General features: G+C 73.7%; 24 protein-coding genes and 1 riboswitch. Of the genes, 6 read left to right on the top strand and 18 right to left on the bottom strand.

What is annotated here, in order from left to right; genetic code table 11:
• Positions 1-26: 26 nt before the first annotated feature.
• Entirely contained in the window at positions 27-401 is a 375-nt protein-coding gene (locus Sdagh_RS02885) for an RNA polymerase-binding protein RbpA (RefSeq protein ID WP_003977404.1), read from the top strand.
• A gap of 201 nt (positions 402-602) precedes the next feature.
• Here Sdagh_RS02885 and fxsA read toward each other — a convergent pair whose 3' ends face one another.
• The 4 genes from fxsA to Sdagh_RS02865 form a co-directional block, all read right to left on the bottom strand.
• A complete protein-coding gene (fxsA, locus tag Sdagh_RS02880) occupies positions 603-1,175 on the bottom strand; it encodes an FxsA family membrane protein (RefSeq protein WP_189419069.1) in 573 nt (190 codons plus the stop codon).
• 47 nt (positions 1,176-1,222) lie between these two features.
• Positions 1,223-2,092 (bottom strand): polyprenol monophosphomannose synthase, encoded by an 870-nt coding sequence (locus Sdagh_RS02875; protein ID WP_226534460.1) that lies wholly within the window; start codon positions 2,090-2,092, stop codon positions 1,223-1,225.
• A 545-nt stretch (positions 2,093-2,637) separates the two neighbouring features.
• Positions 2,638-4,242, bottom strand: a complete 1,605-nt coding sequence (locus tag Sdagh_RS02870; protein WP_189419068.1) for an amidohydrolase — start codon at positions 4,240-4,242, stop codon at positions 2,638-2,640.
• 46 nt (positions 4,243-4,288) lie between these two features.
• Positions 4,289-4,729 carry an Lrp/AsnC family transcriptional regulator gene (locus Sdagh_RS02865; protein ID WP_189419067.1) on the bottom strand — a complete coding sequence of 147 codons (441 nt, stop codon included), beginning with the start codon at positions 4,727-4,729 and terminating at the stop codon, positions 4,289-4,291.
• 209 nt (positions 4,730-4,938) lie between these two features.
• On the opposite strand from Sdagh_RS02865, the gene Sdagh_RS02860 reads away from it, so the two are divergent.
• Together Sdagh_RS02860 and Sdagh_RS36825 are read left to right on the top strand one after the other, a co-directional pair.
• On the top strand, positions 4,939-5,379 hold the full coding sequence (locus Sdagh_RS02860) for a hypothetical protein (RefSeq protein ID WP_189419066.1): 441 nt from the start codon (positions 4,939-4,941) through the stop codon (positions 5,377-5,379).
• A 125-nt stretch (positions 5,380-5,504) separates the two neighbouring features.
• Positions 5,505-5,750, top strand: coding sequence for a hypothetical protein (locus Sdagh_RS36825; protein ID WP_370594870.1), 246 nt, complete (start codon positions 5,505-5,507; stop codon positions 5,748-5,750).
• Here Sdagh_RS36825 and Sdagh_RS02855 read toward each other — a convergent pair.
• From Sdagh_RS02855 to Sdagh_RS02840, 4 genes are all read right to left on the bottom strand, one after another.
• Positions 5,713-6,885: an acyl-CoA dehydrogenase family protein gene (locus Sdagh_RS02855; RefSeq protein ID WP_190077535.1), complete on the bottom strand. Its 1,173-nt coding sequence runs from the start codon at positions 6,883-6,885 to the stop codon at positions 5,713-5,715. The two genes, Sdagh_RS36825 and Sdagh_RS02855, sit on opposite strands and share 38 nt — an antisense overlap.
• Positions 6,886-7,123: 238 nt before the next feature.
• The gene (locus Sdagh_RS02850) at positions 7,124-7,813 is read right to left on the bottom strand and encodes a TetR/AcrR family transcriptional regulator (RefSeq protein ID WP_226534458.1); all 690 of its coding nucleotides are present in this window, start codon (positions 7,811-7,813) and stop codon (positions 7,124-7,126) included.
• Between the two features lie 97 nt (positions 7,814-7,910).
• The gene (locus tag Sdagh_RS02845) at positions 7,911-8,051 is read right to left on the bottom strand and encodes an SCO1431 family membrane protein (protein ID WP_189419062.1); all 141 of its coding nucleotides are present in this window, start codon (positions 8,049-8,051) and stop codon (positions 7,911-7,913) included.
• 152 nt (positions 8,052-8,203) lie between these two features.
• The gene (locus Sdagh_RS02840) at positions 8,204-9,595 is read right to left on the bottom strand and encodes a C39 family peptidase (protein WP_190077537.1); all 1,392 of its coding nucleotides are present in this window, start codon (positions 9,593-9,595) and stop codon (positions 8,204-8,206) included.
• A 277-nt stretch (positions 9,596-9,872) separates the two neighbouring features.
• Here Sdagh_RS02840 and Sdagh_RS02835 point away from each other — a divergent pair, with 277 nt between their 5' ends.
• Positions 9,873-10,517: a uridine kinase family protein gene (locus Sdagh_RS02835; protein WP_372478409.1), complete on the top strand. Its 645-nt coding sequence runs from the start codon at positions 9,873-9,875 to the stop codon at positions 10,515-10,517.
• 461 nt (positions 10,518-10,978) lie between these two features.
• A complete protein-coding gene (locus Sdagh_RS02830; protein ID WP_190077538.1) occupies positions 10,979-12,841 on the top strand; it encodes an AAA family ATPase in 1,863 nt (620 codons plus the stop codon).
• A 19-nt stretch (positions 12,842-12,860) separates the two neighbouring features.
• Here Sdagh_RS02830 and Sdagh_RS02825 read toward each other — a convergent pair whose 3' ends face one another.
• The 9 genes from Sdagh_RS02825 to Sdagh_RS02785 form a co-directional block, all read right to left on the bottom strand.
• Positions 12,861-13,946, bottom strand: coding sequence for a hemolysin family protein (locus tag Sdagh_RS02825; RefSeq protein WP_189419055.1), 1,086 nt, complete (start codon positions 13,944-13,946; stop codon positions 12,861-12,863).
• The gene (locus Sdagh_RS02820; RefSeq protein ID WP_189419053.1) at positions 13,943-15,274 is read right to left on the bottom strand and encodes a hemolysin family protein; all 1,332 of its coding nucleotides are present in this window, start codon (positions 15,272-15,274) and stop codon (positions 13,943-13,945) included. Before Sdagh_RS02820 ends, Sdagh_RS02825 begins: the two co-directional genes overlap by 4 nt.
• Before the next feature lie 249 nt (positions 15,275-15,523).
• Positions 15,524-16,012: a PH domain-containing protein gene (locus Sdagh_RS02815; protein ID WP_189419050.1), complete on the bottom strand. Its 489-nt coding sequence runs from the start codon at positions 16,010-16,012 to the stop codon at positions 15,524-15,526.
• A gap of 34 nt (positions 16,013-16,046) precedes the next feature.
• Positions 16,047-16,895, bottom strand: a complete 849-nt coding sequence (gene hisG / locus Sdagh_RS02810) for an ATP phosphoribosyltransferase (RefSeq protein WP_190077539.1) — start codon at positions 16,893-16,895, stop codon at positions 16,047-16,049.
• A gap of 43 nt (positions 16,896-16,938) precedes the next feature.
• Entirely contained in the window at positions 16,939-17,211 is a 273-nt protein-coding gene (locus Sdagh_RS02805; protein ID WP_030185156.1) for a phosphoribosyl-ATP diphosphatase, read from the bottom strand.
• Between the two features lie 25 nt (positions 17,212-17,236).
• Positions 17,237-17,731, bottom strand: a complete 495-nt coding sequence (ribH, locus tag Sdagh_RS02800) for a 6,7-dimethyl-8-ribityllumazine synthase (protein ID WP_189419045.1) — start codon at positions 17,729-17,731, stop codon at positions 17,237-17,239.
• A gap of 33 nt (positions 17,732-17,764) precedes the next feature.
• Positions 17,765-19,054 carry a bifunctional 3,4-dihydroxy-2-butanone-4-phosphate synthase/GTP cyclohydrolase II gene (locus tag Sdagh_RS02795; protein WP_189419043.1) on the bottom strand — a complete coding sequence of 430 codons (1,290 nt, stop codon included), beginning with the start codon at positions 19,052-19,054 and terminating at the stop codon, positions 17,765-17,767.
• Complete coding sequence (locus Sdagh_RS02790) at positions 19,051-19,695, bottom strand: nicotinamide mononucleotide transporter family protein (RefSeq protein WP_189419041.1); 645 nt, start codon at positions 19,693-19,695, stop codon at positions 19,051-19,053. Before Sdagh_RS02790 ends, Sdagh_RS02795 begins: the two co-directional genes overlap by 4 nt.
• Positions 19,692-20,294, bottom strand: coding sequence for a riboflavin synthase (locus Sdagh_RS02785; protein WP_189419039.1), 603 nt, complete (start codon positions 20,292-20,294; stop codon positions 19,692-19,694). The genes Sdagh_RS02790 and Sdagh_RS02785 overlap by 4 nt, the downstream gene beginning before the upstream one ends.
• Before the next feature lie 159 nt (positions 20,295-20,453).
• Positions 20,454-20,584, bottom strand: a riboswitch (FMN riboswitch).
• A 252-nt stretch (positions 20,585-20,836) separates the two neighbouring features.
• On the opposite strand from Sdagh_RS02785, the gene Sdagh_RS02780 reads away from it, so the two are divergent.
• Positions 20,837-21,268 carry a hypothetical protein gene (locus tag Sdagh_RS02780; RefSeq protein ID WP_226534456.1) on the top strand — a complete coding sequence of 144 codons (432 nt, stop codon included), beginning with the start codon at positions 20,837-20,839 and terminating at the stop codon, positions 21,266-21,268.
• Between the two features lie 4 nt (positions 21,269-21,272).
• On the opposite strand, the gene Sdagh_RS02775 is transcribed toward Sdagh_RS02780, so the two are convergent.
• Positions 21,273-22,535: an ROK family transcriptional regulator gene (locus Sdagh_RS02775; protein WP_189419037.1), complete on the bottom strand. Its 1,263-nt coding sequence runs from the start codon at positions 22,533-22,535 to the stop codon at positions 21,273-21,275.
• Positions 22,536-22,650 lie beyond the last annotated feature (115 nt).

Genomic DNA, 22,650 nt, shown 5'->3' with positions numbered 1-22,650 from the left:
GGCGACAAGCCCGGGAGGCACGATTCATGAGTGAGCGAGCTCTTCGCGGCACGCGCCTCGTGGTGACCAGCTACGAGACGGACCGCGGCATCGACCTGGCCCCGCGCCAGGCCGTGGAGTACGCATGCGAGAAGGGGCACCGCTTCGAGATGCCCTTCTCGGTCGAGGCGGAGATCCCGCCCGAGTGGGAGTGCAAGGTCTGCGGGGCCCAGGCACTCCTGGTGGACGGTGACGGCCCTGAGGAGAAGAAGGCCAAGCCCGCGCGTACGCACTGGGACATGCTGATGGAACGACGCACGCGCGAGGAGCTCGAAGAGGTCCTCGAGGAGCGGCTGGCCGTTCTGCGCTCCGGCGCGATGAACATCGCGGTGCATCCGCGGGACAGCCGCAAGAGTGCGTAGTCCCTGCGGGGGCTGAGCGGGATTCAGCGCATGTGAGTGACCGCGGGCGCCGTACGTCGAAACGTACGGCGCCCGCGGTCTTTGTCGTGCGGGTGGGTGTCGGGGGCTGCGTCTCCAGGTCCCCTGCCGGCCTGGACGGCCTCGTCCTCAGACGGCGGACGGGCTGAGCGGACCGGACCGGCGCCGGGACGTCAGGTCAGGTCAGCGCGTCAGGGGTGGGCGCTGGGGCTGGTCGGTGGGGTCGTCGTGCCTTACGACCTCGCCGGGGACGACCTTGCCGTCGGGGCGGTGCATGCGGGCCTGGCGGAAGGCGTCGCCCAGGGTGCCGGGGCCGGCCGCGCGCAGACGGCGCTCGAAGGTGCGCTCCGCGTACCGGCTGACGGCCTTCTGGACCGGGGGCAGCAGCAGAAGCAGGCCGGCCGCGTCGGAGAGCAGGCCGGGGATCATCACCAGCAGGCCGCCCAGCATCATCAGGCCGTTGCCCTCGCTGTTCGGCCGGGCCGCGGGCGGCGTGCCGCCCTGCTGCTGCCGCAGGGTCTCCTGGAGGCTGCGGAAGGCGCGGCGGCCCGCCCGCTTGATGATCACCGAGCCGAGGGCGATGCCGGCCAGCAGGACCAGGAAGACCACCAGGCCGTTCGACGCCCCGGCGACCAGCGTCAGCAGCCAGACCTCCAGCACCAGCCAGGCGGCCACGCCCAGCGGCAGCAAGGTGCGCGGCCGGGAGCGGCGGGTCCGGGCGGGCTGGCTGGGAGTGTGAGCGCCGGTCGTCGTCATACGTCCAGTGTGCCTGGACCGGGCTCAGCGCGGGATAAGGGGCCGGATCAGCGGGTCTCGGGCGACCGCTGCGGGGCGCGGTCCCGCTTGTCCCGGTCCCGCTTGTCCCGGTCCTGCTTGTCCCGGTCCTGCTTGTCCCGGTCCATGATCTTGCCGACCCGCTCCCCGACGCCCCAGGCGGTGACCCGCCACAGCGCCTCGACGAGGATGTCCTTGCTCATCTTGGAGTCGCCCAGCTCGCGCTCGACGAAGGTGATCGGCACCTCGACGACGTGGTAGCCGGCCTTGACCGCGCGACGGGCCAGGTCGACCTGGAAGCAGTAGCCCTGCGAGGCCACCTCCGCCAGGCCCAGGCCCTCCAGGGTCTCCCGCCGGAAGGCGCGGTAGCCGCCGGTGATGTCGCGCAGCGGCAGGTCCAGCGCGAGGCGCGAGTAGAGGCTGCCGCCGCGGGAGATGACCTCGCGGGACTTGGGCCAGTTCACCACCCGGCCGCCCGGCACCCAGCGCGAGCCGAGGACCAGGTCGGCGCTCTTCAGCGCGGTCAGCAGCCGGGACAGTTCCTCGGGCTGGTGGGACCCGTCGGCGTCCATCTCGACCAGTACGCCGAAGTCGCGCTCCAGGCCCCAGCGGAAACCGGCGAGGTAGGCGGCGCCGAGCCCCTCCTTGCCCTTGCGGTGCAGGACGTGGACGTGGTCGTCGCCGGCGGCGAGTCCGTCGGCGAGCGCACCGGTGCCGTCGGGGCTGTTGTCGTCGGCGACCAGGACGTGCGCCTCGGGGACCGCCTCGCGCACGCGCGCGACGATCGCCTGGATGTTCTCCGACTCGTTGTAGGTCGGGATGATCACCAGGGGCGTGCCGAGAGGACCGAACCGTCTCTCCTGGCCCGCTGCCGCTCGCGTCCCGTCGCCGTCGTTCACTGCTGCCCCTTCATGTCCGTACGCAGGGCACCACCATAGTGGCCGGGGCCTGCGATGACGTGACAGGACGTTCGTATGGTGGTGTCGTTTCCACAAGAGCGGGGTAGCAATGGGTCTTTTGGGGCGGGACGCGCGGGGCCGGGCTGCGGATGGGGGCCCGGTGCCCTTCGGGCCGACCCGGGACCCGCTGGCTGCGGATCGACCTAGAGCCGTTGTCTACTGAGCGTCCGGGCCCCACCCGGGTCGCACCTCCCGACCGGCCGGACATTCCCTCGTCGCGGCGCGAGCGCTGAGCCTGGCTCTCAGTGACGGTGCGCCGGTGCGGCGCTCCGTCCCTGACCCAGCGGCGCCGCGGCGTGTGCGCGGTAGTTCCCCGGTCGGGCGTCCGGTGGTGGACTCCGCCGAACCTACCGGCCCGGCTCCGTCGCCTGTCAACAGCCGTTCCACCTGCGGTGATCCGGTCAATGCCCTGGTCAGCGGCGAGGCGGGCGCGGCGGTGCGACACAGGGACGGGGGAAAGATCGTCGCCCCGTCGGACGTGGAGATCACTCGCCCGGCCGCACGAAGACCGTCCGGCCGCCGACGACGGTGCGCAGGCAGCGCGGCAGTTCGCGGCCCGGAGTGAGATCGGGCAGGCCAGGGGTGCCGGAGCGCGGGTCGGTGGACCAGCGGGCGACCCGGTCGTCGGGAGCCTGGACCACCAGTGCGCCGGTGCGCCACACGGCGTAGTCGGCGGGCGCGCCGGGGACCAGGACGCCCGCGTCGTCCCGGCCGACGGCCCGCCAGCCGCCACGGGTGTGCGCGGTGAACGCGGCGCGCACGGAGACCCGGTGCTCCGGTGTGCGGTGGAAGGCGGCGGCACGGACGGTGCCCCAGGGGTCGAGCGGGGTGACGGGGCTGTCGGAGCCGAAGGCGAGCGGGACGCCCGCCCGCAGCAGGGCGGCGAACGGGTTCAGGGTGCGGGCCCGGTCGGCGCCGAGGCGGCGGGCGTACATGCCGTCCTGCCCGCCCCACAGGGCGTCGAAGGCGGGCTGCACGGAGGCGGTCAGGCCGAGTTCGGCGAAGGCGGCGATGGTCTCGGGGGTGAGCATCTCGGCGTGCTCGACGCGGTGGCGGGCGGCGCGGACGCGGGCGAGGCCGAGCTTCTCGGCGGCGGCGCGGACGCCCTCGACGACCGTGGTCAGGGCGGCGTCGCCGATGGCGTGGAAGCCCGCCTGGAGTCCGGCCTCGGTGCAGGCCACGACGTGCGAGGCGACCGCGTCCGCGTCGAGGTGGGCGAGGCCGGCGTGGTCCGCGTCGGCGTAGGGGTGGTTCAGGCAGGCGGTGTGGGAGCCGAGGGAGCCGTCCACGAAGAGGTCGCCCGCGGCACCGGCCGCACCCAGCTCCCGGGCTCTGTCGGCATCCTGCTCGGCCCAGTAGCCGACCACCCGGGGGCCGGGCTCCTCGGCCGCCAGCCGCAGCAGCCCGGTCAGGTCGTCCTCGGAGGAGATCTCCGGGCCTGCGCATTCGTGAACGGTGCCGATGCCGAGCGAGGCGGCGTGCGCGAGCGCGGCGCGCTGGGCGGCGGTCCGCTGGGCCGGGGTGACGGCGCCGAGCGCGGTGGCGCGTACGGCGTGATGGGCGTCGCCGGTCAGCGGCGCGTCGGCGTGGCCGGCGGCGGCCGGGGCGAGGTCGAGCAGGGCGGTGGTGACGACGGCCGAGTGGACGTCGATGCGGCTCAGGTAGAGGGGACGGCCGCCGGTGGCCTCGTCCAGTTCGGCGCGGGTCGGCGGGCGGCCCTCCGGCCAGGCGGCGGAGTCCCAGCCGTGGCCCAGCAGCACGCGGTCGGCGGGACGGGCGGCGGCGAACTCCCGTACCCGGGCGAGGGCCGCCGGCAGGGAGGGCGCGCCGGACAGGTCGAGGCCGGTGAGGGCCAGCCCCGTGCTGGTCGTGTGCACATGTGCGTCGGTGAACGCCGGGGTGACCAGGGCACCGTCCAGGTCGACGACCTCGTCCACCCCGTCCGCGAAGGCGTCGGCGGCCCCCTCGGAGCCGACCCAGGCGATCTGGCCGCGCTCGACGACCATGGCCGTGGCGAAGGGGTCGGCGGGACTGTGGACCTCGCCGCGGCGCAGCAGGACGGTCTCGGACGGGGCACTGGACTCACTCATGGGCACCAGTCTCGCCCCTCACGGGAGCCGCTCCGACACCGGTCCGTCAGATGCGCGGCGGCCGGGCCTCGTACGGGGTGGAGAGCACGACCGTCGTACGGGTCGAGACCCCGGCGAGGGAGCGCAGGCGGGCGAGCAGCTCCTCCAGTTCGTGCGGGGTGGCGACGCGCACCTTGAGGATGTAGTTCTCGTCGCCGGCCACGCTGTGGCACGCCTCGATCTCGGGGACGCCGGAGAGGCGGTCCGCGATGTCGTCGGGGGCGCTGGGGTCGAAGGGCTTCACCGAGATGAAGGCGGTCATCGGCAGCCCGACGGCCTCCGGGTCGACCACGGCGGCGTATCCGCGGATGACCCCGCGCTGCTCCAGCCGGCGCACGCGCTGGTGCACGGCCGACGTGGACAGGCCCGTGGCCTTGCCCAGGTCGGTGTAGCTCATCCGCCCGTCCTTGACGAGCAGCTGCACGATCTGTCGGTCCAGCTCCTCCATGGCGCAAGAACCTACAGGGCGTTCGATCTCCTCCGATACCCGAGCAGCCCAGGTCATACCCGGTTCGTGATCCAGCGCCTGTGACGAACGCCACACGTCCCGGCCATTCTCCGTGATGTTCTCGTGATTACCGCCCGGAGCGCACGGGAAGTGCTTGCTGTGGTCGAGGCCGCAGTGCCTTCACGGCCCAGCCCGAGGGGGAGAATCCCATGCAGAGTCTTCAGCGCCCTGGTCGCACCACGCCCAGGCGGCAGCAGCCGGTCGTCGAGCCCACGCCGGAGGGTGTCGAACCCGACGCCTACGACGAGGACGAACTCGACGCCTACGACACCTTCGAGATGTACCGGGTGATCTGCCCGGACTGCGCGCAGCCCATCGCCCTGCTGGCGGACGAGGAGGTCCTCCCGGAGCACGCGCTGTGTGCCTCTCCGTGGAACCCGTTCGGGCTCACGGTCTGCTCCGGCACCGGCCGCCGGGCGGCCGACGCGCGCCCCGCGGACGCGTCCTTCCGGCCTCAGGAGCAGGACACGGCGCTGCTGCTGACGCTCCCCCAGGGCCTGGACTGGCGGATGCAGCCCTTCTCGCACGTCGGCGGCCCGGGTTCACGCCCGATGCGGGTGCCGATGATGCGGGGCCGGGCCGCCGCCTGACCGGCCGCCCACGGCGCGGGTGCCCGGCGCGCGGCGTCATCGACGGCGCGCGCCGGGCACCCGGTGAACTCATGCGCGAGCGCGTGCGCCGGTGACCTGTCCGGGGTGGCGCGCGTTGCCCGGGTATGACCCCCACGTTCACGGCCACCGGCCGTCGACGGCGCGTGTTCGTCCCGGTGCCCGCAGGCGTCTTCCCGCCCCCGCCGCAGCCCCCGGACCCGCCGATCTACCGCGAGCTGATGCGGGCCTGGGCCGACCGCGGCCGGACCCTGCCGGGGCGCCACGACCCCGAGTGGGCCGAACTCGCGGCGCCCCCGCCGGGCCTCGGCGGCCTCAGCGCTCCTCGGCCCCCACGAGATGGCGGGCGATGACCATCCGCTGGATCTGATTGGTGCCCTCGACGATCTGCAGGACCTTGGCCTCGCGCAGGTAGCGCTCGGCCGGGAAGTCCGCGGTGTAGCCGTAGCCGCCGAGGATCTGCACGGCGTCGACGGTCACCCGCATCGCGGTGTCCGTGCAGTGCAGCTTGGCCATGGCCGCCTGCCGGGCGAACGGCCGGCCCGCGTCCCGCAGCCGGGCCGCCGCCAGGTAGAGGGCGCGGCCCGCCTCGATCTGGGTCGCCATGTCGGCGAGCATGAAGCGCAGCCCCTGGAAGTCGGCGATCGGCCTGCCGAACTGCCGTCGCTCGGTGGCGTAGCGCGCGGCCTCGTCGAGCGCCGCCTGGGCCACGCCGATCGCGCAGGCGGCGATCCCGAGCCGTCCCGAGTCGAGCGCGGACAGCGCGATCGGGAAGCCCTGCCCCGGCTCGCCGATGCGCCGCGCGTCCGGCACCCGCACGCCGTCGAAGTGGACCTGTGCGGTCGGTGATCCCTTGAGGCCCATCTTCTTCTCGGGCGCCGCCGCGGTCAGTCCCTCGGCGTCCCCGGGCACCAGGAAGGCGGTGATGCCGCGCGGCCCCTCCTGGCCGGTGCGCGCCATGACCGTGTAGAAGTCGGCGACGCCGCCGTGCGTGATCCACGCCTTGGTGCCGGTGATCACCCAGTCGTCGCCGTCCCGTACGGCTCTGGTCCGCAGGGAGGCGGCGTCCGAGCCGGAGGACGGCTCGGAGAGACAGTAGGCGCCCAGCAGGCCGCCGCCGAGCATCGCGGGGAGGTGCTCGACCCGCTGCTCCTTGGCGCCGTGGGCGGCGAGCGCGTAGGAGGCGAGGGTGTGCACGCTGACGCCGAGGCCGACGGTGAGCCGGGCGGCGGCGAGTTCTTCGAGGACCTGGAGGTAGACCTCGTAGGGCTGGTCACCGCCGCCGTGTTCGGCCTCGTAGGGCAGGCCGAGCAGGCCGGAGGCGGAGAGCAGGGCGAAGATCTCGCGCGGGAAGCGTCCGGCGTCCTCTTCCTCGGCCGCCTTCGGGACGATCTCGCGCTGGGCGATGTCGCGGACGAGTGAGATCAGGTCCCGGGCCTCGTCCGTGGGCAGGTGACGGTCCACCGGCTGCGGGGCGCGGTCGTGCATGGCGACGCTCTCCTCCCTGTCGGGGCGCTCCGGCGGGCAGGCGCCGTGGGTGGGCGGCTCGCCGGGTCGGCCGGCCGTGGTCCGCAGCGGTGCTCCCGGGTCTCGGAAGCTGCCTGACCAGCGGCTGTGCGGTGAGTATGCCCGATCGGCGGCGGTCCGTCACCAGTTAACGACCGCTCACTTGAAGAAATGCTGGGGGCACCGTCCGGAGTCCGCGAGCGGGGTCGCCCGCGTGCGGTCAGGCGTCGCGGCGGGCCGGTGCGGGTGCCGGGTGGGCCGGGTCCAGTACGGCGACGGCGCGCAGGGTGCCGCCGAGGGTCTTGACCAGCGGGTCGCACCGGGCCGCGCGGGTCAGTCCGGGCCGTCCGATCCAGTCCCGGGTGGCGCCCTCCACCCCGCACACCCAGGGGAGCAGGGCCGTGCGGGCCGGCGTCGAGACGTCGGCCCGCCCGTAGACGCCCTCGGCGAGGGTGGTGACGATCACCTCGCGGACCTGGTCCCGGATGGCGTGCGCCTCGGCGTCGAAGCCGACGCCGCCGGTGACGATGGTGCGGTACGCGGCCTGGTTGCGCTCGGCGTAGCGCAGACAGCCGTCGACGGTGCGGTGCACCCGGCCCGCGGGCGGGAGGCCGAGACCGCTCACCGCGGAGGCGACCAGGCCGGCGACCGAGTCCTGGACGATCGCCAGGCAGCAGCCGCGCTTGGAGTGGAAGGAGTAGGAGATCAGCCCTTTGGCGGCGCCGGCCTGGCGGGCGATGTCGTCCATCGGCAGCGCGTCGCAGAAGGTGTCCGAGAACAGGGTCCGGCCGATGGCGAGGAGTTCGCCGCGGCGGGTCAGGGAGCGCCCGGTGCCGCGGGGGCGGGATGGGGCGGGTTCCGCTCGCGGGGCAGCGGGGGCGTTTCCGGCGCTCTGCCGGCTCGTGTTCACGGGCGACCCTGGTCTGCGACGGCGACGGGACATCCGCTGTATGGCAGCTCGGACCGTCGGGCAGGTCACATGCCGGGCGGGTCGCCCGGGTGCGGGGTCAGAGCAGGCCGAGCTGGACCACGAGCATCGCGACGACCACGACGAGGGTCCAGCCCATGAGGTGCTCCAGGAGCGCGGGGCCGTCGTCCTGCGGGCCTCCGGTGCGGGCACGGGCGGCGGTGGCGGTGTGTGCGGTCATGGCTTCTCGCAGATCTCGGACTACCGGGTGGTTCCCCCGTCGACTCCCCGTCGATCCGTCCACCTTGCCACCGAATAGGGCCGGCGCGACAGAGAGGTCGGTCACAGGCGGCGGCCCCCGGTGATCACCGGGGGCCGCCGTCCCGAGGCGGCTCAGCGCACGCCGGCTGCGGCGAGCGCGGCCCGCTGGCGCGGGGTCGGGTCGGCCGGGAAGAACAGGTAGCAGACGCCGCCGGTGCCGGAGACGACCTTGCCGGAGGCGTTGTACCGCTTGGTGCGGAGCCAGACGTTCTCCCACTCGCGGCGCCGGTAGACGCGGCGCACGGCCTCGTTGCTGTCGGAGGCCGGGTCGTTGGCGATCACGTCGCCGTCGCCGGTGAAGCCGATCACCGTCATCAGATGCCCCGAGGTGCCGTACCCGGCGCCGGTCAGCTCCTCGGCGAGGAACGACTGCGACGTTATGGCCGGGATGCCCGCCGCGATCAGCGTCTCCAGGTCGGTGAGCGAGCCGAGCCGGGTGACCAGGCCCTGGAGGCCGTCGAAGGTGGCCGCGTAGGCGGCGTTGAACGGCCAGTTGCCGCAGCCGTCGTACTGGTGGTCGAAGGTGTGGCGGGCCGCGTGGCAGATCTGCGGGTCGGCGTACGACGGGTCGACCCAGGCGAGCTGCTCCGGGGTGAGGCGGCCGCCCCAGTACTCGACGATCATCTGGGAGGAGGTGGGGCTGCACCAGGCCTCGCCGCCGTTGTCGTACTCGGGGTACTGGCCCTTGTGGATCTCCTGCGAGTAGCGCGGGACGTCCAGTTCGCGGGTGAGGCGGGGCGTGGAGGCCGGGACGGTGAAGCGGTCGGGGACGTCCGAGCCCATCGCGCCGAGCCGCCACACGGTCGGGGTGAGCCGGGTGCCGGGGCGGCGGAACAGGGTGACCCGGAGCCGGTAGGAGACCAGCCGCAGGCCCGAGGAGGCGTCGTCGACGGCGAGGGTGTCCGTCCAGACGCTGCTCTTGCCGTCGCCCTGGCCGTCCACCGAGGTGCGCCGGATGTCCTGGTCGCCGGCGGCCCAGCGGCCCATCACGTACCAGGGCGTGTCGGTGCCGTCGGAGTAGGTGCCCTTCAGCTCCGTCTGGATCCAGGTGCCGTCCGGGGTGCCGGCGTTCCAGGAGACGATCGCCTCGGTGGCGGGCACGGTGAGCCGGTGGACCGGGGAGGTCCAGGCCGCGTACTCCCAGTCGGCGGTCCGGCCGGTGTGCGGATCGGTGTACGCCAGGGTGCCGGCGGGGGCGGCGAGCACGACGCCGGGGCGGTGCCCCGCGACGGCACGGGTGCCCCGCGCGGTCCCCTCACGCCAGTCCCGGTACGTCGTCCAGGCCCGGTTGTCGACGCGGCGGGCGGCGGTGCGGTCGGGGTCGGCGGGCGCGACGTCCGGGTCGGCCCGGGGGCCGGCGGCGGCCGGGGCCGCGCCGGTGGTGAGCGCGGCGGTGGCGACCGCGGCGGCCAGCAGGGTTCTGCGGGACGGCTGTCCGGTGTCGTGCCGGGGCGATCTGGTCATGGGCGGAAGACCCCCAAGTGTCCGAGTCGGGGCGGGTCCGTGCAGGGTGGTCGGGCGGTGGGGAGGCGAAGCAGTGCAACGGTTGCGCGGTTGCGCGGTTGCGCGGTTGCGCGGTTGCGCGGTTGCGCCAACTATGGCCGCGCGCGCTCCCCGCTGCCAGCACTTCGGCCGTGCCACGCCCAGGGATGCGGCCGGGAGGGTCCCGGCTAGAGTGCTGCGCGACCGACCGCCGCCCCCTGTCCCTCTCCGCCGCCCTCCTCCACCCCAGGACCCCGCCATCCCTTCCGGACCTTCCCTCCCCCCGGCACCCGCCCTGCGCGACCTGGCCGGCCGGCTGCGCCGGCTGCCGCCGTCCTGCGGTCCGGTCCGGCTGATCGGCGTCGACGGCCACGCGGGCTCCGGGAAGTCCACGTTCGCCGGCCGGCTGGCGCGGGCGCTCGGCGGCGCCCCGGTGCTGCACCTCGACGACATCGCCAGCCACGAGGAGCTGTTCGGCTGGACCGGCCGGCTGCTGGCCCAGGTGGTCGAACCGCTCGGCCGGGGAGAGACCGCCCACTACCGGCCCTACGACTGGCGGACCCGGCGCTTCGGGCCGCCCAGGGCGCTGCCGCCCGCCCCGGTGATCCTGGTGGAGGGGGTCGGCGCGGGCCGCCGGGCACTGCGCCCCTGGCTGGCCGCGCTGCTGTGGCTGGAGCTGCCGGCCGAGCAGGCGTGGGCGCGCGGGCGGGACCGGGACGGCGAGGAGCAGCGGGCGTTCTGGGACGGCTGGGTCCCGGCCGAACGCCGGCACTTCCGCGATGACCCTTCACGCCCCCATGCCGACCTCCTGGTGCGCCCGGGGCATTCGGTGCACGAGGGGTACGACGTGCTCCCCGGGCCCGCCGGGACCGCAGGGCAAGGGCCCGATTCTCACCGTACGTGACCAGCCGTCGTCGTTGTGTCGAACCTGTGAAGACGTCGTCCCGGTAACTTGCCGACAAGCTCCAACTCGGCTTGACCCGGGAGCCGTACAGGTCTTACGTTCTCAATGTGCGGCCCTTCGGGAGCCGCCGCAGACGCGAAGCCCCCGGTTGTTCCCCCGTGATCGGGGGCTTCGTTCTGTCCGCATCACCCTTTTCCGCGGCGCCCGACGGCACCGATCGCTCACCCTCGGTCACCGCGCCCCCTGCGCCCCTCCTGCTTCCGCTCGTCGAGCGGCCCCTCCCCGCACCCTTCGGAGGGGACAGTCCCGCAGGTACGATGCCCTGGATGCGGCCCGTGGACGACTGCTCCAGGCACCTGGCAACTCCGTTCCGGGGCACAGCGGTTCAGCGGTCGGACCAAGGCGGCCGGCGGGCGACGCCCGGCGGCATACCGACGGGGGCACGGTTTGTGGGGGACGTGATGGACTTCGGCACGCAGGGCCCGCCGGCCCCGGCCGACCTCGCCTGGCTGCGAGGCGTGGACGCCTACACGATGGGCGCCTACCCGCAGGCCGAGGAGGAGTTCCGGACGGCGGTGCGGATCGATCCGGGCATGGCCGACGGATGGCTCGGACTGCACGCGCTGCGCGTCGACACGACGGCCGCGCTGCTGCGGATGTTCCGGCACCGGGACCGCTTCGGCGAACAGCGCGCCCGGCACCGCCGCACCCTCAACTCCTGGTACTGGCTGGGCTGGTGGGTGCAGCCCGTGCTGGAGAGCCCCCGCGACCTGCTGCTGGCGCACGCCTCGCACTGGCTGGACGGCCGCCATGTGCCGGAGCTGGACCGGGCGCTGGCCGGGCTGCCACCGGTCGACACCGACCCACACGTCCGTTTCCTGCACGCCTGCCGGGCCTATCTCGTCAAGGACTGGGAGCAGCTCGTCCGGCACACCGACCCGCTGCTGGGCGATCCGCTGCTGGGCATCGAGGCGGGCCTGTTCGGCGGCATGGCCCGGGTCCGGCTGGAGATGTACGGGCAGGCCGAGCCGCTGCTGTCGGCGGCCCTGATGCGGTGCCGCAGCGAGCAGCCGCAGCGCAAGGAACTGCGCTACTGGCTGGCCCGGTCCCGGGAGGGCACCGGCCGCAGCGCCGCCGCCCTGCCGCTGTACCGGGCCGTGCACCGGGTCGACCCCGGCTTCATGGACACCTCCGCCCGGCTGGCGGCGATCGCCGAGGGCGACGAGTACGAGGACGCCGCCGACCTCGCGGCGCTGACCCTGACCGGCGCCGGACAGGACGGGGTGGACGGTCCCGACGGGCTCGACCCGTTCTTCGGCACCGAGGAACGCGATCTGAAGGTCTCCGCCTTCGGGCCGCCCTCCGCTCCCCTGCCCTCGGCGGCCGACCCCTCGGTGCGGGAGAAGACCGCCCCGCCCGACCCGTCCCTGCCCACCGGCCCGACCGATCCCGGGTTACTGGAGGAGGCCCTCGCCGAACTGGAGCGCATGGTCGGCCTGGAACCGGTGAAACGGCAGGTCAAGGCGCTCTCGGCGCAGCTGAACATGGCACGGCTGCGCGCCGGGCAGGGCCTGCCCGTGCAGCCGCCGAAACGGCACTTCGTCTTCTCCGGCCCCTCCGGCACCGGCAAGACCACCGTGGCCCGCATCCTGGGCCGCGTCTTCTACGCCCTCGGACTGCTCGGCGGCGACCACCTGGTCGAGGCGCAGCGCGCCGACCTGGTCGGCGAGTACCTGGGGCAGACCGCCGTGAAGGCCAACGAGCTGATCGACTCCGCGCTCGGCGGGGTCCTCTTCGTCGACGAGGCGTACGCGCTGTCCAACTCCGGTTACGGCAAGGGCGACGCCTACGGCGACGAGGCCCTCCAGGTGCTGCTGAAGCGGGCCGAGGACAACCGGGACCACCTCGTGGTGATCCTGGCCGGCTACCCGGAGGGCATGGACCGGCTGCTGGCCGCCAACCCCGGGCTCTCCTCCCGGTTCACCACCCGCGTGGACTTCCCCTCGTACCGCCCCTCCGAACTGACCGCGATCGGCGAGGTCCTCGCCGGTGAGAACGGCGACCGGTGGGACGAGGAGGCCCTGGAGGAACTGCGCTCGATCGCCGGGCACGTCGTCGAACAGGGCTGGGTCGACGAGCTGGGCAACGGCCGGTTCCTGCGGACGCTGTACGAGAAGAGCTGTGCCTACCGGGACCTGCGGCTGTCCGCCTATCCGGGCGCGCTCGCCCGGGACGACCTGGCGACGCTGCGGCTGCCGGACCTGATGCAGGCGTACGGGGAGGTGCTCTCCGGGCGCGGGCCGCAGGACCCGCCGGGTCCCTGAGACCGCGCCCGGAGCCCGCTCAGGAGGCCAGCACCTCCTCGCTGGAGCCGCTGGTGCGCGGCTCGGCCAGGGTCACCTCGGCCACCTCCCGGTGCGCCGGGTCCCGCACCTCGCCGACGAGCAGCTCCAGTACGTCCTCCAGGGCGACCAGCCCGAGCACCCGGCCGCCGGTGTCGGCCACCTGGGCGAGGTGGGTGGCGGCCCGGCGCATCACGGTCAGCGCGTCGTCCAGGGGCAGTTCCGGCCGGAGCGTCGTCATGGGCCGCCAGACGCGCTGGGGCACGGCCCGGTCGGAGTCCTCCAGGTCCAGCACGTCCTTCACGTGCAGGTAGCCCATGAAGACGCCGTTGTCCGCGGCGACCGGGAAGCGGGAGTACCCGGTGCGCGCGGTCAGCGCGACGATCTCCCCCGGGGTGACCGACGGGCTGACCGTCACCCAGGACTCGCCCTTGAGGAGGACGTCCGTCACCGGGCGGGAGCCCAGCTCCAGGGCATCCTCCAGGCGCTCCTGCTCCTCGGGGTCGAGCAGACCGGCCTGGCCCGCGTCCTCCACGAGCCGGTTGAGCTGCTCGCTGGTGAAGACGGCCTCGACCTCGTCCTTGGGCTCGACCCGGAAGAGCCGCAGGATGCCCTGCGCGCAGGCGCCGAGGGCGGCCGTGACCGGCCTGCACAGCCGGGCGAAGGCGACCAGGCCGGGGCTGAGCCGGAGCGCGGCCTTCTCCGGGGCGGCCATCGCGAGGTTCTTCGGGACCATCTCGCCGATGACCAGGTGGCAGAAGACCACGGCGGCCAGCGCGATGACGTACCCGAGCGGATGGATCACGCCGTGCGGCAGGTGCATCCACGTGAAGACCGGCTCCAGCAGGTGGGCGACGGTCGGCTCGGCGACGGCGCCGAGGGTCAGCGAGCAGACGGTGATGCCGAACTGGGCGGCGGCCATCATCTGCGGCAGGTGCTCCAGGCCGTGCAGCACCTGGCGGGCGCGGGCGGTGCCGAGCGGTTCGATCTGGCTGCGGCGCACCGACACCAGGGCGAACTCGGCGCCGACGAAGAACCCGTTGGCCAGCACGAGGAGCGCGGCGAGCAGGAGTTGGAGGACGCTCACCGGGCCGCCTCCAGCAGACCGGCGGGCGCGGTCCGCACCAGCCGTACCCGCTCCGCGCGGTAGTGCCCGACCTGGCGGACGGAGAGCCGCCAGCCGGGCAGTTCGGCCCGGTCACCGACGGCCGGGATTCGGCCGAGCAGGTCCGCGACGAGGCCCGCGACGGTCTCGTACGGCCCCTCGGGGACCTCCAGGCCGATACGGCGCAGGGCGTCGACGCGGCAGCTGCCGTCGGCGTCCCAGGCGGGCCGGCCGTCCTCGGGCGGGGCCACCGCGAGTTCGGGCAGGTCCTGCCCGTCGTGCTCGTCGCGGACCTCGCCGACGATCTCCTCGACGATGTCCTCCAGGGTGACCACGCCGGCCGTGCCGCCGTACTCGTCGACGACGACCGCGATGGGCTGCTCGCTGCGCAGCCGGGCCAGCAGGGGCCGGACCGGGAGGGTCTCGGGGACCAGCAGCGCGGGCCGGGCGAGGGAGCCGACGGGGGTGCGCAGCCGCTCGTGGGCCGGAACCGCGAGGGCGTCCTTGAGGTGGACCATGCCGACGACCTCGTCGATCTTGTGCCGGTAGACGGGGAAGCGGGACAGGCCGGTGGCGCGGGTCAGGTTGACCACGTCCTCGGCGGTGGCCGAGGAGTGCAGGGCGCTGACCCTCACCCGCGGGGTCATGACGTGCTGCGCGGTCAGCTCGCCCAGGGACAGGGTCCGCACGAACAGGTCGGCGGTGTCCTGCTCCAGGGCGCCGGCCCGGGCGGAGTGCCGGGCCAGGGAGACCAGTTCGCCCGGAGTGCGGGCGGAGGCCAGCTCCTCGGCCGGTTCGACACCGAGGGTGCGCACGAGGCGGTTGGCCACCGAGTTGAGCGCGGCGATCACCGGGTGGAAGAGCCGGGCGAAGGCGTGCTGCGGGCCGGCCACGAAGCGGGCGACCTGCAACGGCCGGGAGACCGCCCAGTTCTTGGGCACCAGTTCGCCGATCACCATCTGCACGGCCGAGGCCAGCAGCATGCCGACGACGACGGCGACGCCGGAGACCGCGCCGCCGGGGATGCCGAGCCCGGTGAACGGGCCGTCCAGGAGCTGGGCGAGCGCCGGTTCGGCGAGCATGCCGACGACGAGGGAGGTGAGGGTGATGCCGAGCTGGGTGCCGGAGAGCTGGAAGGACAGCTCCTTGAGGGACTCGACGACCCGGCGGGCACGCCGGTCGCCGTCCGCGGCGGCGCGCTCGGCGTCCGCCCGCTCGACGGTCACCAGGCCGAACTCGGCCGCCACGAAGAATCCGTTGGCCAGGATCAGCAGGAGAGCGGCTGCCAGGAGCAGCAGGGGGATGGTCATGATGCCGCCGCCTGTGTCGTGTCACGACCGGGGGCGGCGCAGGTACTGCAGGACGATCCGTCCATCGCCGGAGGGAGTCACTCCTCGGGTAGCAGGAACCCCCGTGCACCGGGCGGAGCGACAGGGGCGAAGGCGCTCTCGTCGCGCCTTCGCCCTCCAGATTAATCACGATCCGGCCACCCGCGGCAGGGTGGACGACCCCGATCGGGCCCCGGGACGCTCCGGGGCGCACCTCGGGGGCGCTCGGGATCAGGCCGGGCGCGCCCCCGGGTCGGCGGCGGACCGGGCCTCGGCGAGGGCCCGCAGGGTGCGCGCGTCGGCGACGGCGCGCTGCTTGGCGATGCCCGGCTGGATGCCGAGGACGGGCAGGCTGGTGCCGTCGCTGAGGTCGAGGAAGACCCAGGGGTCGCCGGTGCGCAGGTTGACCCGGACGATCTCGGCCCAGTCCAGCCGGCGCCTGCGGGTGAGGTTGACGACGGTGAGGCCGGACTCCTCGGCGACGGCCTTGGGCCGGGCGAGGATCAGCAGGACGGCGTCCAGGAGCAGCGCGGTCAGCACGAAGCTGGCGCGCTCCCCCGGCCCGAGGCCCTTCAGCAGCATCGCGACCGTCGTGAGGACCACGAACAGCACGACGGCGGCGGCGAGCAGGACGGCGCGGGTGAGGACCGGCCGGAAGGTGACGGGCAGGCCGGGCAGCTCCCGCTGCGCGCCGGCGTGCCCGGGGGCGGCGTCCGCCATGGGATCGCTCCGGTGGAGGGGGTGGGACGGAGGGTCAGAGACGGCAGGCGTGGATGGCCGTGGTGAGGATGGCGCGGGCGCCGATCTCGTAGAGGTCGTCCATGATCCGCTGGGCGTCGCGGGCGGGGACCATCGCGCGGACGGCGACCCAGCCCTCGTTGTGCAGCGGGGAGATGGTCGGGGACTCCAGGCCCGGGGTGAGCGCCACGGCCTTCTCGAGCTGCTCGACCCGGCAGTCGTAGTCCATCATCACGTACGTCCGGGCCACCAGGACGCCCTGGAGGCGGCGGAGGAACTGCTGGGCCTTGGCGTCCTCGGTGTCGGCGCCGGTGCGTCGGATGACGACCGCCTCGGACTTCATGATCGGCTCGCCGAAGACCTCCAGGCCGGCGTTGCGCAGCGAGGTGCCGGTCTCGACGACGTCCGCGATGACCTCGGCGACGCCCAGCTCGATGGCGGTCTCGACGGCGCCGTCGAGGTGGACGACGGAGGCGTCGATGCCGTGGTCGGCGAGGTGCCGGGCGACGATGCCCTCGTAGGAGGTGGCGACCGTCTTGCCCTTGAGGTTCTCGACGCCGGTCGCGGCGCCCGGCCTGCCGGCGTAGCGGAAGGTGGAGCGGGCGAAGCCGAGGGGGAGGATCTCCTCGGCCTCGGCGCCGGAGTCGACCAGCAGGTCGCGGCCGGTGATGCCGATGTCGAGCTTGCCGGAGGAGACGTAGATGGCGATGTCGCGGGGGCGGAGGTAGAAGAACTCGACCTCGTTGCCCGGGTCGACGATGCGCAGTTCCTTGGACTCACGGCGCTGCCGGTAGCCGGCCTCATGGAGCATGTCCGCCGCAGGGCCGGAGAGGGAACCCTTGTTGGGAACGGCGATGCGCAGCATGGGGACGGCTTCCTTCGTGTGGTGTGGTGCGGGGGCGGGGTGCTCAGAGGTGGGCGTAGACGTCGTCCAGGGAGATGCCGCGGGCGACCATCATCACCTGGACGTGGTACAGCAGCTGGGAGATCTCCTCGGCGGCGGCGTCCTTGCCCTCGTATTCGGCGGCCATCCAGACCTCGGCGGCCTCCTCGACGACCTTCTTGCCGATGGCATGGACGCCCTTGTCGACCAGCTCGGCGGTGCGGGAGGTGGCGGGGTCGCCGTGGGCGGCCTTGTGCTGGAGCTCGGTGAACAGCTCCTCGAACGTCTTCTTGGACATGGTGGCGCCCACTCTACGGGCTCTGTCAGCTCGTCTGCCGCCAGGGTTCGGATACTGAACGGAGCGTCGCCGCCGTGGCGACCGCCGCGGTCACCGCCTCGTGGCCCTTGTCCTCGCGGGAGCCCTCGAGGCCGGCGCGGTCCAGGGCCTGCTCCTCGGTGTCGCAGGTGAGGACGCCGAAGCCGACGGGGACGCCGGTGTCGACGGAGACCTGGGTGAGGCCCTGGGCGACGCCCTGGCACACGTACTCGAAGTGGGGGGTGCCGCCGCGGATCACGACGCCCAGGGCGACGATCGCGTCGTAGCCGCGGCCCGCGAGGACCTTGGCGACCACGGGCAGCTCCCAGCTGCCGGGGACCCGCAGCAGGGTCGGCTCGCTGATGCCCAGGTCGTGCAGGGCGCGCAGGGCGCCGTCCACCAGGCCGTCCATCACCTTCTCGTGCCACTGCGCCGCGACGACGGCGACCCGCAGGTCACCCACGTTGCTCACGGACAGTTCCGGTGCGCCCTTGCCGCTCACGTTGCTCCTCGTGCTGTTCGCTGTGCTGTTCGGTTACTGGTTTCCGCAGGTGGACACGGCGGTGGTGTCCAGCCAGGGCAGGTCGTGGCCCATCCGGTCCCGCTTGGTGCGCAGGTAGCGGAGGTTGTGCTCGCCGGCCTGGACGGGCATCGGCTCCCGGCCGGTGACCTCGACGCCGTGCCGGACGAGGGCGTCCTTCTTGTCGGGGTTGTTGGTCAGCAGGCGTACGGAGCGCACTCCGAGGTCCTTGAGGATCTGGGCGCCGGCGCCGTAGTCCCGGGCGTCGGCGGGCAGGCCGAGTTCGAGGTTGGCGTCCAGGGTGTCGCGGCCGCGCTCCTGGAGCTCGTAGGCGCGGAGTTTGGACATCAGGCCGATGCCGCGGCCCTCGTGGCCGCGCAGGTAGACGACGACGCCCCGGCCCTCGGTCTGGATGCGGGCGAGCGAGGCGTCCAGCTGGGGGCCGCAGTCGCAGCGCTGGGAGCCGAAGACGTCGCCGGTGAGGCACTCGGAGTGGACCCGGACCAGGACGTCGGTGCCGTCGCCGATCTCGCCGTGCACCAGGGCGACGTGCTCGACGCCGTCGACGGTGGAGCGGTAGCCGTACGCGGTGAAGGGGCCGTGGGCGGTGGGGAGGTCGACCTCGGCCTCGCGGCGGACGGTGGGCTCTTCGCTGCGGCGGTAGGCGATCAGGTCCTCGATGGAGATGATCGTCAGGCCGTGCTTGCGGGCGAACGGGATCAGCTCGGGCAGCCGCAGCATCCGGCCGTCCTCACCGGCGATCTCCACGATGGCGCCGGCCGGGCGCAGGCCCGCGAGGCGGGCGAGGTCGACGGCGGCCTCGGTGTGGCCGTCGCGGACCAGGACGCCGCCGGGGCGGGCGCGCAGCGGGAAGACGTGGCCGGGGCGGACCAGGTCGGCGGGGGCGGCGGTGCCGCTCGCCAGCAGGCGCAGGGTGGTGGCGCGGTCGGCGGCGGAGATGCCGGTGGTCACGCCGTGGGCGGCGGTGGCGTCGACGGAGACGGTGAACGCCGTCTTCATGGACTCGGTGTTGTCCTGGACCATCTGCGGGAGGTGGAGCCGGTCCAGTTCGTCGCCCTCCATGGGGGCGCAGATCAGGCCGCGGCACTCGCTCATCATGAAGGCGACGATCTCCTCGGTCGCCTTCTCGGCGGCGATCACGAGGTCGCCCTCGTTCTCCCGGTCGGCGTCGTCGACGACCACGACCGGGCGGCCCGCGGCGATGTCGGCGACGGCCTGCCGGACGGGGTCGAGGGCGAACTCCTCGGGGCCGTCGGAGGGGTGGAGGAGGGGGGCGGCGCTCATGCGGGCGCTCCTTCCATCAGGGGCCGCGGGCCCTTGCGGGAGCGCAGCCACCAGTCGCGCAGGCCCCACAGGACCAGCGCGCCGTAGATGACGTAGACGAAGCCGGAGAAGGCGAAGCCGTTGGCGAAGTTCAGCGGGACACCGACCAGGTCGACCAGGAGCCAGGCGAGCCAGAACTCGACCATGCCGCGGGCCTGCGCGTACATGGCGACGATGGTGCCGACGAAGACGTAGGCGTCCGGCCAGGGGTCCCAGGACAGGCTCGGGTAGGCGGTGAACAGGCCGCCGACCGCGAGGGTGCCGACGGCGGCGGCGCCGAGCAGCACGGCGCGCTCGCGCCAGGTGGCGAAGCGGACGGCGATGGTGCCGTCCTGGGCCTGGCGCCGGCCGCGGTTCCACTGCTGGAAGCCGTACGCGGCGACGACCATGACGACGATCTGCTTGCCGGCGCTGCCGGAGAGGTGGGCGGTGGCGAAGGCGGCGAAGAGGATCAGGCCGGAGAGGAACTGCACCGGCCAGCTCCACAGGGAGCGGCGCCAGCCGAGGGCGAGGCCGAGCAGGCCGATCACGTTGCCGATCATGTCCGACCACTTGATGTGCTGGCCGAGGAGGACGAACGCCTCTGAGTTGAGCCAGTTCACTTGGTGCCCCCCTGGGCCGCGAGCAGGCGCTCGACGTACTTGGCGACGATGTCCACCTCGAGGTTGACCGGGTCGCCGGGCTGCTTGATGCCGAGCGTGGTCAGGGCGAGGGTGGTCGGGATGAGGCTGACCGTGAAGGAGTCGGGGCCGGCGTCGACCACGGTGAGGCTGATGCCGTCGACGGTGATGGAGCCCTTCTCCACGACGTAGCGGGAGAGCCCGGCGGGGAGGGAGATCCGGACGATCTCCCAGTGCTCGGAGGGCGTGCGCTCCAGGATCGCGCCGGTGCCGTCGACGTGGCCCTGCACGATGTGGCCGCCGAGGCGGGCGCCGACCGCGGTGGGGCGCTCCAGGTTGACGCGGGAGCCGACGGTGAGGGCGCCGAGGCTGGAGCGGTGCAGGGTCTCGGCCATGACGTCGGCGGTGAACTCGTCGCCCTCGTGGTCGACGACCGTGAGGCAGACACCGTTGACGGCGATGGAGTCGCCGTGTTTCGCGGCTTCGGTGACGACGGGACCGCGCAGTCGGAAGCGACAGGCGTCGTCGAGGGTCTCGACGGCGGTGATCTCGCCCAGCTCTTCGACGATTCCGGTGAACACGTCCCGGGTCCTCCTGCCTCTCGGGCACGGACTCCGGGGCTGCCGTCGATGACGACAGAACGTACGGACGAGAACGGTCGGGTACGCCGTCCCGTCGGTCGGACCTGTCCCCCGAGGACGGGTCCGAACCAGCCGGCGACGCGCACACGTGCTCGTCCGCCGCGCACTGCCTCCCATCCGGACTTTAACCGTCGGTCCAGGAATTTCACCTGGTCAACCGGTCGCTGGAAGCGACCGGGTCGCGGACTGTAACCGCCGGTTCGGACTTTCACCGACCCCGGAGTGCGCTGCTTCTGGTACAGAGCCAGTGTGCCACGCCTGATCGTCGTCCAGCCGGGCGAGTGCTGTGGGGTGGCTCACAGCCGGGGCCGCTCCTCCGCCGGGCTGGTCCGTACCTATTGACGATGTGGTCTAGTCCTCTCTAGTGTCTGCCCGGCTCCTGCCCCGAGACCGGCCCGGCGGTGGTGACGACGGCCCTTGCCCGCCGCCGGGCCACCCAGGAGCGTGGTGGGAGCGGCCCGCCACGGGGAAGGCTCACCTCCGTGCTGTCGACGAGCGGACGTGACGGACTGGTGCGGGCGGGGCTCGGTTTCCTCGCCGCGACCCAGCTGCTGCTGGGGCTGTGGGTACTGCTGCTCCCCGAGCTGTTCTGGAAGTGGCCCTGGGTGTCCCATCTGCCGCCCTACAACGAGCATCTGCTGCGGGACTTCGGCGGGGCCGGGCTGGCGCTCGGCGTGGTGCTGTGCGCGGCGGTGGCGACGATGGAACGGCGCCTGGTGCTGACGGCGCTGGTGGCCTATCTGGTCTCGTCGGTGCCGCACCTGGTCTTCCACGCCCAGCACCTGGCACCGCTGCCGGCGGCGAGCGGCGCGGGGTTCATGGCGCTGCTGGGCACGGCGGTGGTACTGCCGGCGGCGCTGCTGTGGCTGGCGGCGGGCGGGAACGCGGACCGGGGGGACGCGGAAGCGCCCTGACGCCCTACCGGACCGGCGGCCCGAAGAGGTCCTCCTGGGCGGCGTCCCGGGCCTTCAGCAGGGCGCCGCGCAGGACCGCCCCGCCGCCCAGCGCGCTGGTCCGCACCTCGGTGGGCAGGGGGGACATCCGGGCCAGCCGGCGGTGGACCCGGGCGGCCAGCGCCGGTCCGCCCGCGCGGCCGATCTCCCCGCCCAGCACCACACAGCCCGGGTCGAGGACGGAGACCACGGAGGCGGCGCCGAGGGCGACGCGGTCGGCCAGGGCGTCGAGGAAGCGCGCGCCGGCCGGGTCCGCGCCCTGCACCGCCGCGCGCACCAGGTCCACGGCGTGCGCGGGGGCGTCGGGGGCGGCCGGTTCACGACCGCTGCCCGCCGTCGCGCGCCCGGCCGTGCCCCGGGTTCCTGTCCCGTCCGCCGCCCGGAGGACCCCGTCCACCCCGTGTTCCGCCGCGAGGGCCGTGATCGCCGACGCCGAGGCCAGGGAGTGGAAGCCGCCCTCGCAGTCTGTGGCGGACGGCACGCCCGAGGTGCCCGGCACCGGCAGGAAGCCGACCTCGCCCGCGCCCCCGGAGGCGCCCCGGCGCAGCGCGCCGTCGAGGACGAGCGCCGCGCCGATGCCGAGGTCCAGCCAGAGCAGGACGAAGGTGTCCCGGTCACGGGCGACGCCGTCGCGCTGCTCGGCCAGGGCGGCCAGGTTGGTCTCGTTCTCGACGGTCACCCGGGACTCCGGGAACCGCTCCTGCACGGCGGCGACCAGCCGGCGGTGCCAGGCCGGCAGGCCGCCGCTGTCCCGCAGCTCACCGGTGGCCGGGTCGATCAGGCCGGGGGCGCCGATGCCCACCGTGTGCAGCCGGTCCGCCCCGGCCTCCTTGGCCGCCTGCTCGACCAGCGCCACCGCCTGCTCCACCGCCGGTCCGGTCCCCGCGTCGTCGGTGATGGGCGCCGACGCCTCGGCCAGGACGCCGCCGACCAGGTCGGAGACGAGCACGGCGACGCCCTCCGTGCGGACGTCCAGCGCGGCCAGACGGGCCAGCCCGGCGACGATGCCGTACACCTTGGCGTTGGGGCCGCGGCGCTGTTCGCCCGCCTCGCCGACCACCTCGATCAGGCCGGCCGCGCCGAGCCGTTCGACGAGGTCGGCCACGGAGGGCCGGGACAGGCCGGTGAGCTGCTTGAGCTGCGCGGCCGTCAACGGGCCCTCGCGCTGGAGCAGTTGGAGGGCGAGCCGGTCGTTGATGGCCCGAGCGGTCCGGGGAGTGGCGGGCATGCCGGAATCCTTCCAGATCGACGAGCGCGATGGCCGGAGTATTCACTATCTATCAGGAAGGCTGCCTGATAGTTTACGCCTCGCGGCATCCGGCCGTGACGGACAGCGGACCCCG

Origin of the sequence: Streptomyces daghestanicus (assembly GCF_020521275.1) — a bacterium.
Taxonomy (GTDB): Bacteria; Actinomycetota; Actinomycetes; order Streptomycetales; family Streptomycetaceae; genus Streptomyces; species Streptomyces griseoviridis.
This window is presented reverse-complemented; position numbering and strand designations above follow the sequence as displayed.

What these genes read in the sequence shown, in the direction of transcription:
- Sdagh_RS02885 (WP_003977404.1), top strand. Translation starts at nt 27, where the DNA reads ATGAGTGAGCGAGCTCTTCGCGGCACGCGCCTCGTGGTGACCAGCTAC.
- fxsA (WP_189419069.1), bottom strand. Translation starts at nt 1,175, where the DNA reads ATGACGACGACCGGCGCTCACACTCCCAGCCAGCCCGCCCGGACCCGC.
- Sdagh_RS02870 (WP_189419068.1), bottom strand. Translation starts at nt 4,242, where the DNA reads ATGAGTGAGTCCAGTGCCCCGTCCGAGACCGTCCTGCTGCGCCGCGGC.
- Sdagh_RS02865 (WP_189419067.1), bottom strand. Translation starts at nt 4,729, where the DNA reads ATGGAGGAGCTGGACCGACAGATCGTGCAGCTGCTCGTCAAGGACGGG.
- Sdagh_RS02860 (WP_189419066.1), top strand. Translation starts at nt 4,939, where the DNA reads ATGCAGAGTCTTCAGCGCCCTGGTCGCACCACGCCCAGGCGGCAGCAG.
- Sdagh_RS36825 (WP_370594870.1), top strand. Translation starts at nt 5,505, where the DNA reads ATGACCCCCACGTTCACGGCCACCGGCCGTCGACGGCGCGTGTTCGTC.
- Sdagh_RS02855 (WP_190077535.1), bottom strand. Translation starts at nt 6,885, where the DNA reads ATGCACGACCGCGCCCCGCAGCCGGTGGACCGTCACCTGCCCACGGAC.
- Sdagh_RS02845 (WP_189419062.1), bottom strand. Translation starts at nt 8,051, where the DNA reads ATGACCGCACACACCGCCACCGCCGCCCGTGCCCGCACCGGAGGCCCG.
- Sdagh_RS02840 (WP_190077537.1), bottom strand. Translation starts at nt 9,595, where the DNA reads ATGACCAGATCGCCCCGGCACGACACCGGACAGCCGTCCCGCAGAACC.
- Sdagh_RS02830 (WP_190077538.1), top strand. Translation starts at nt 10,979, where the DNA reads ATGGACTTCGGCACGCAGGGCCCGCCGGCCCCGGCCGACCTCGCCTGG.
- Sdagh_RS02820 (WP_189419053.1), bottom strand. Translation starts at nt 15,274, where the DNA reads ATGACCATCCCCCTGCTGCTCCTGGCAGCCGCTCTCCTGCTGATCCTG.
- Sdagh_RS02815 (WP_189419050.1), bottom strand. Translation starts at nt 16,012, where the DNA reads ATGGCGGACGCCGCCCCCGGGCACGCCGGCGCGCAGCGGGAGCTGCCC.
- hisG (WP_190077539.1), bottom strand. Translation starts at nt 16,895, where the DNA reads ATGCTGCGCATCGCCGTTCCCAACAAGGGTTCCCTCTCCGGCCCTGCG.
- Sdagh_RS02805 (WP_030185156.1), bottom strand. Translation starts at nt 17,211, where the DNA reads ATGTCCAAGAAGACGTTCGAGGAGCTGTTCACCGAGCTCCAGCACAAG.
- Sdagh_RS02795 (WP_189419043.1), bottom strand. Translation starts at nt 19,054, where the DNA reads ATGAGCGCCGCCCCCCTCCTCCACCCCTCCGACGGCCCCGAGGAGTTC.
- Sdagh_RS02775 (WP_189419037.1), bottom strand. Translation starts at nt 22,535, where the DNA reads ATGCCCGCCACTCCCCGGACCGCTCGGGCCATCAACGACCGGCTCGCC.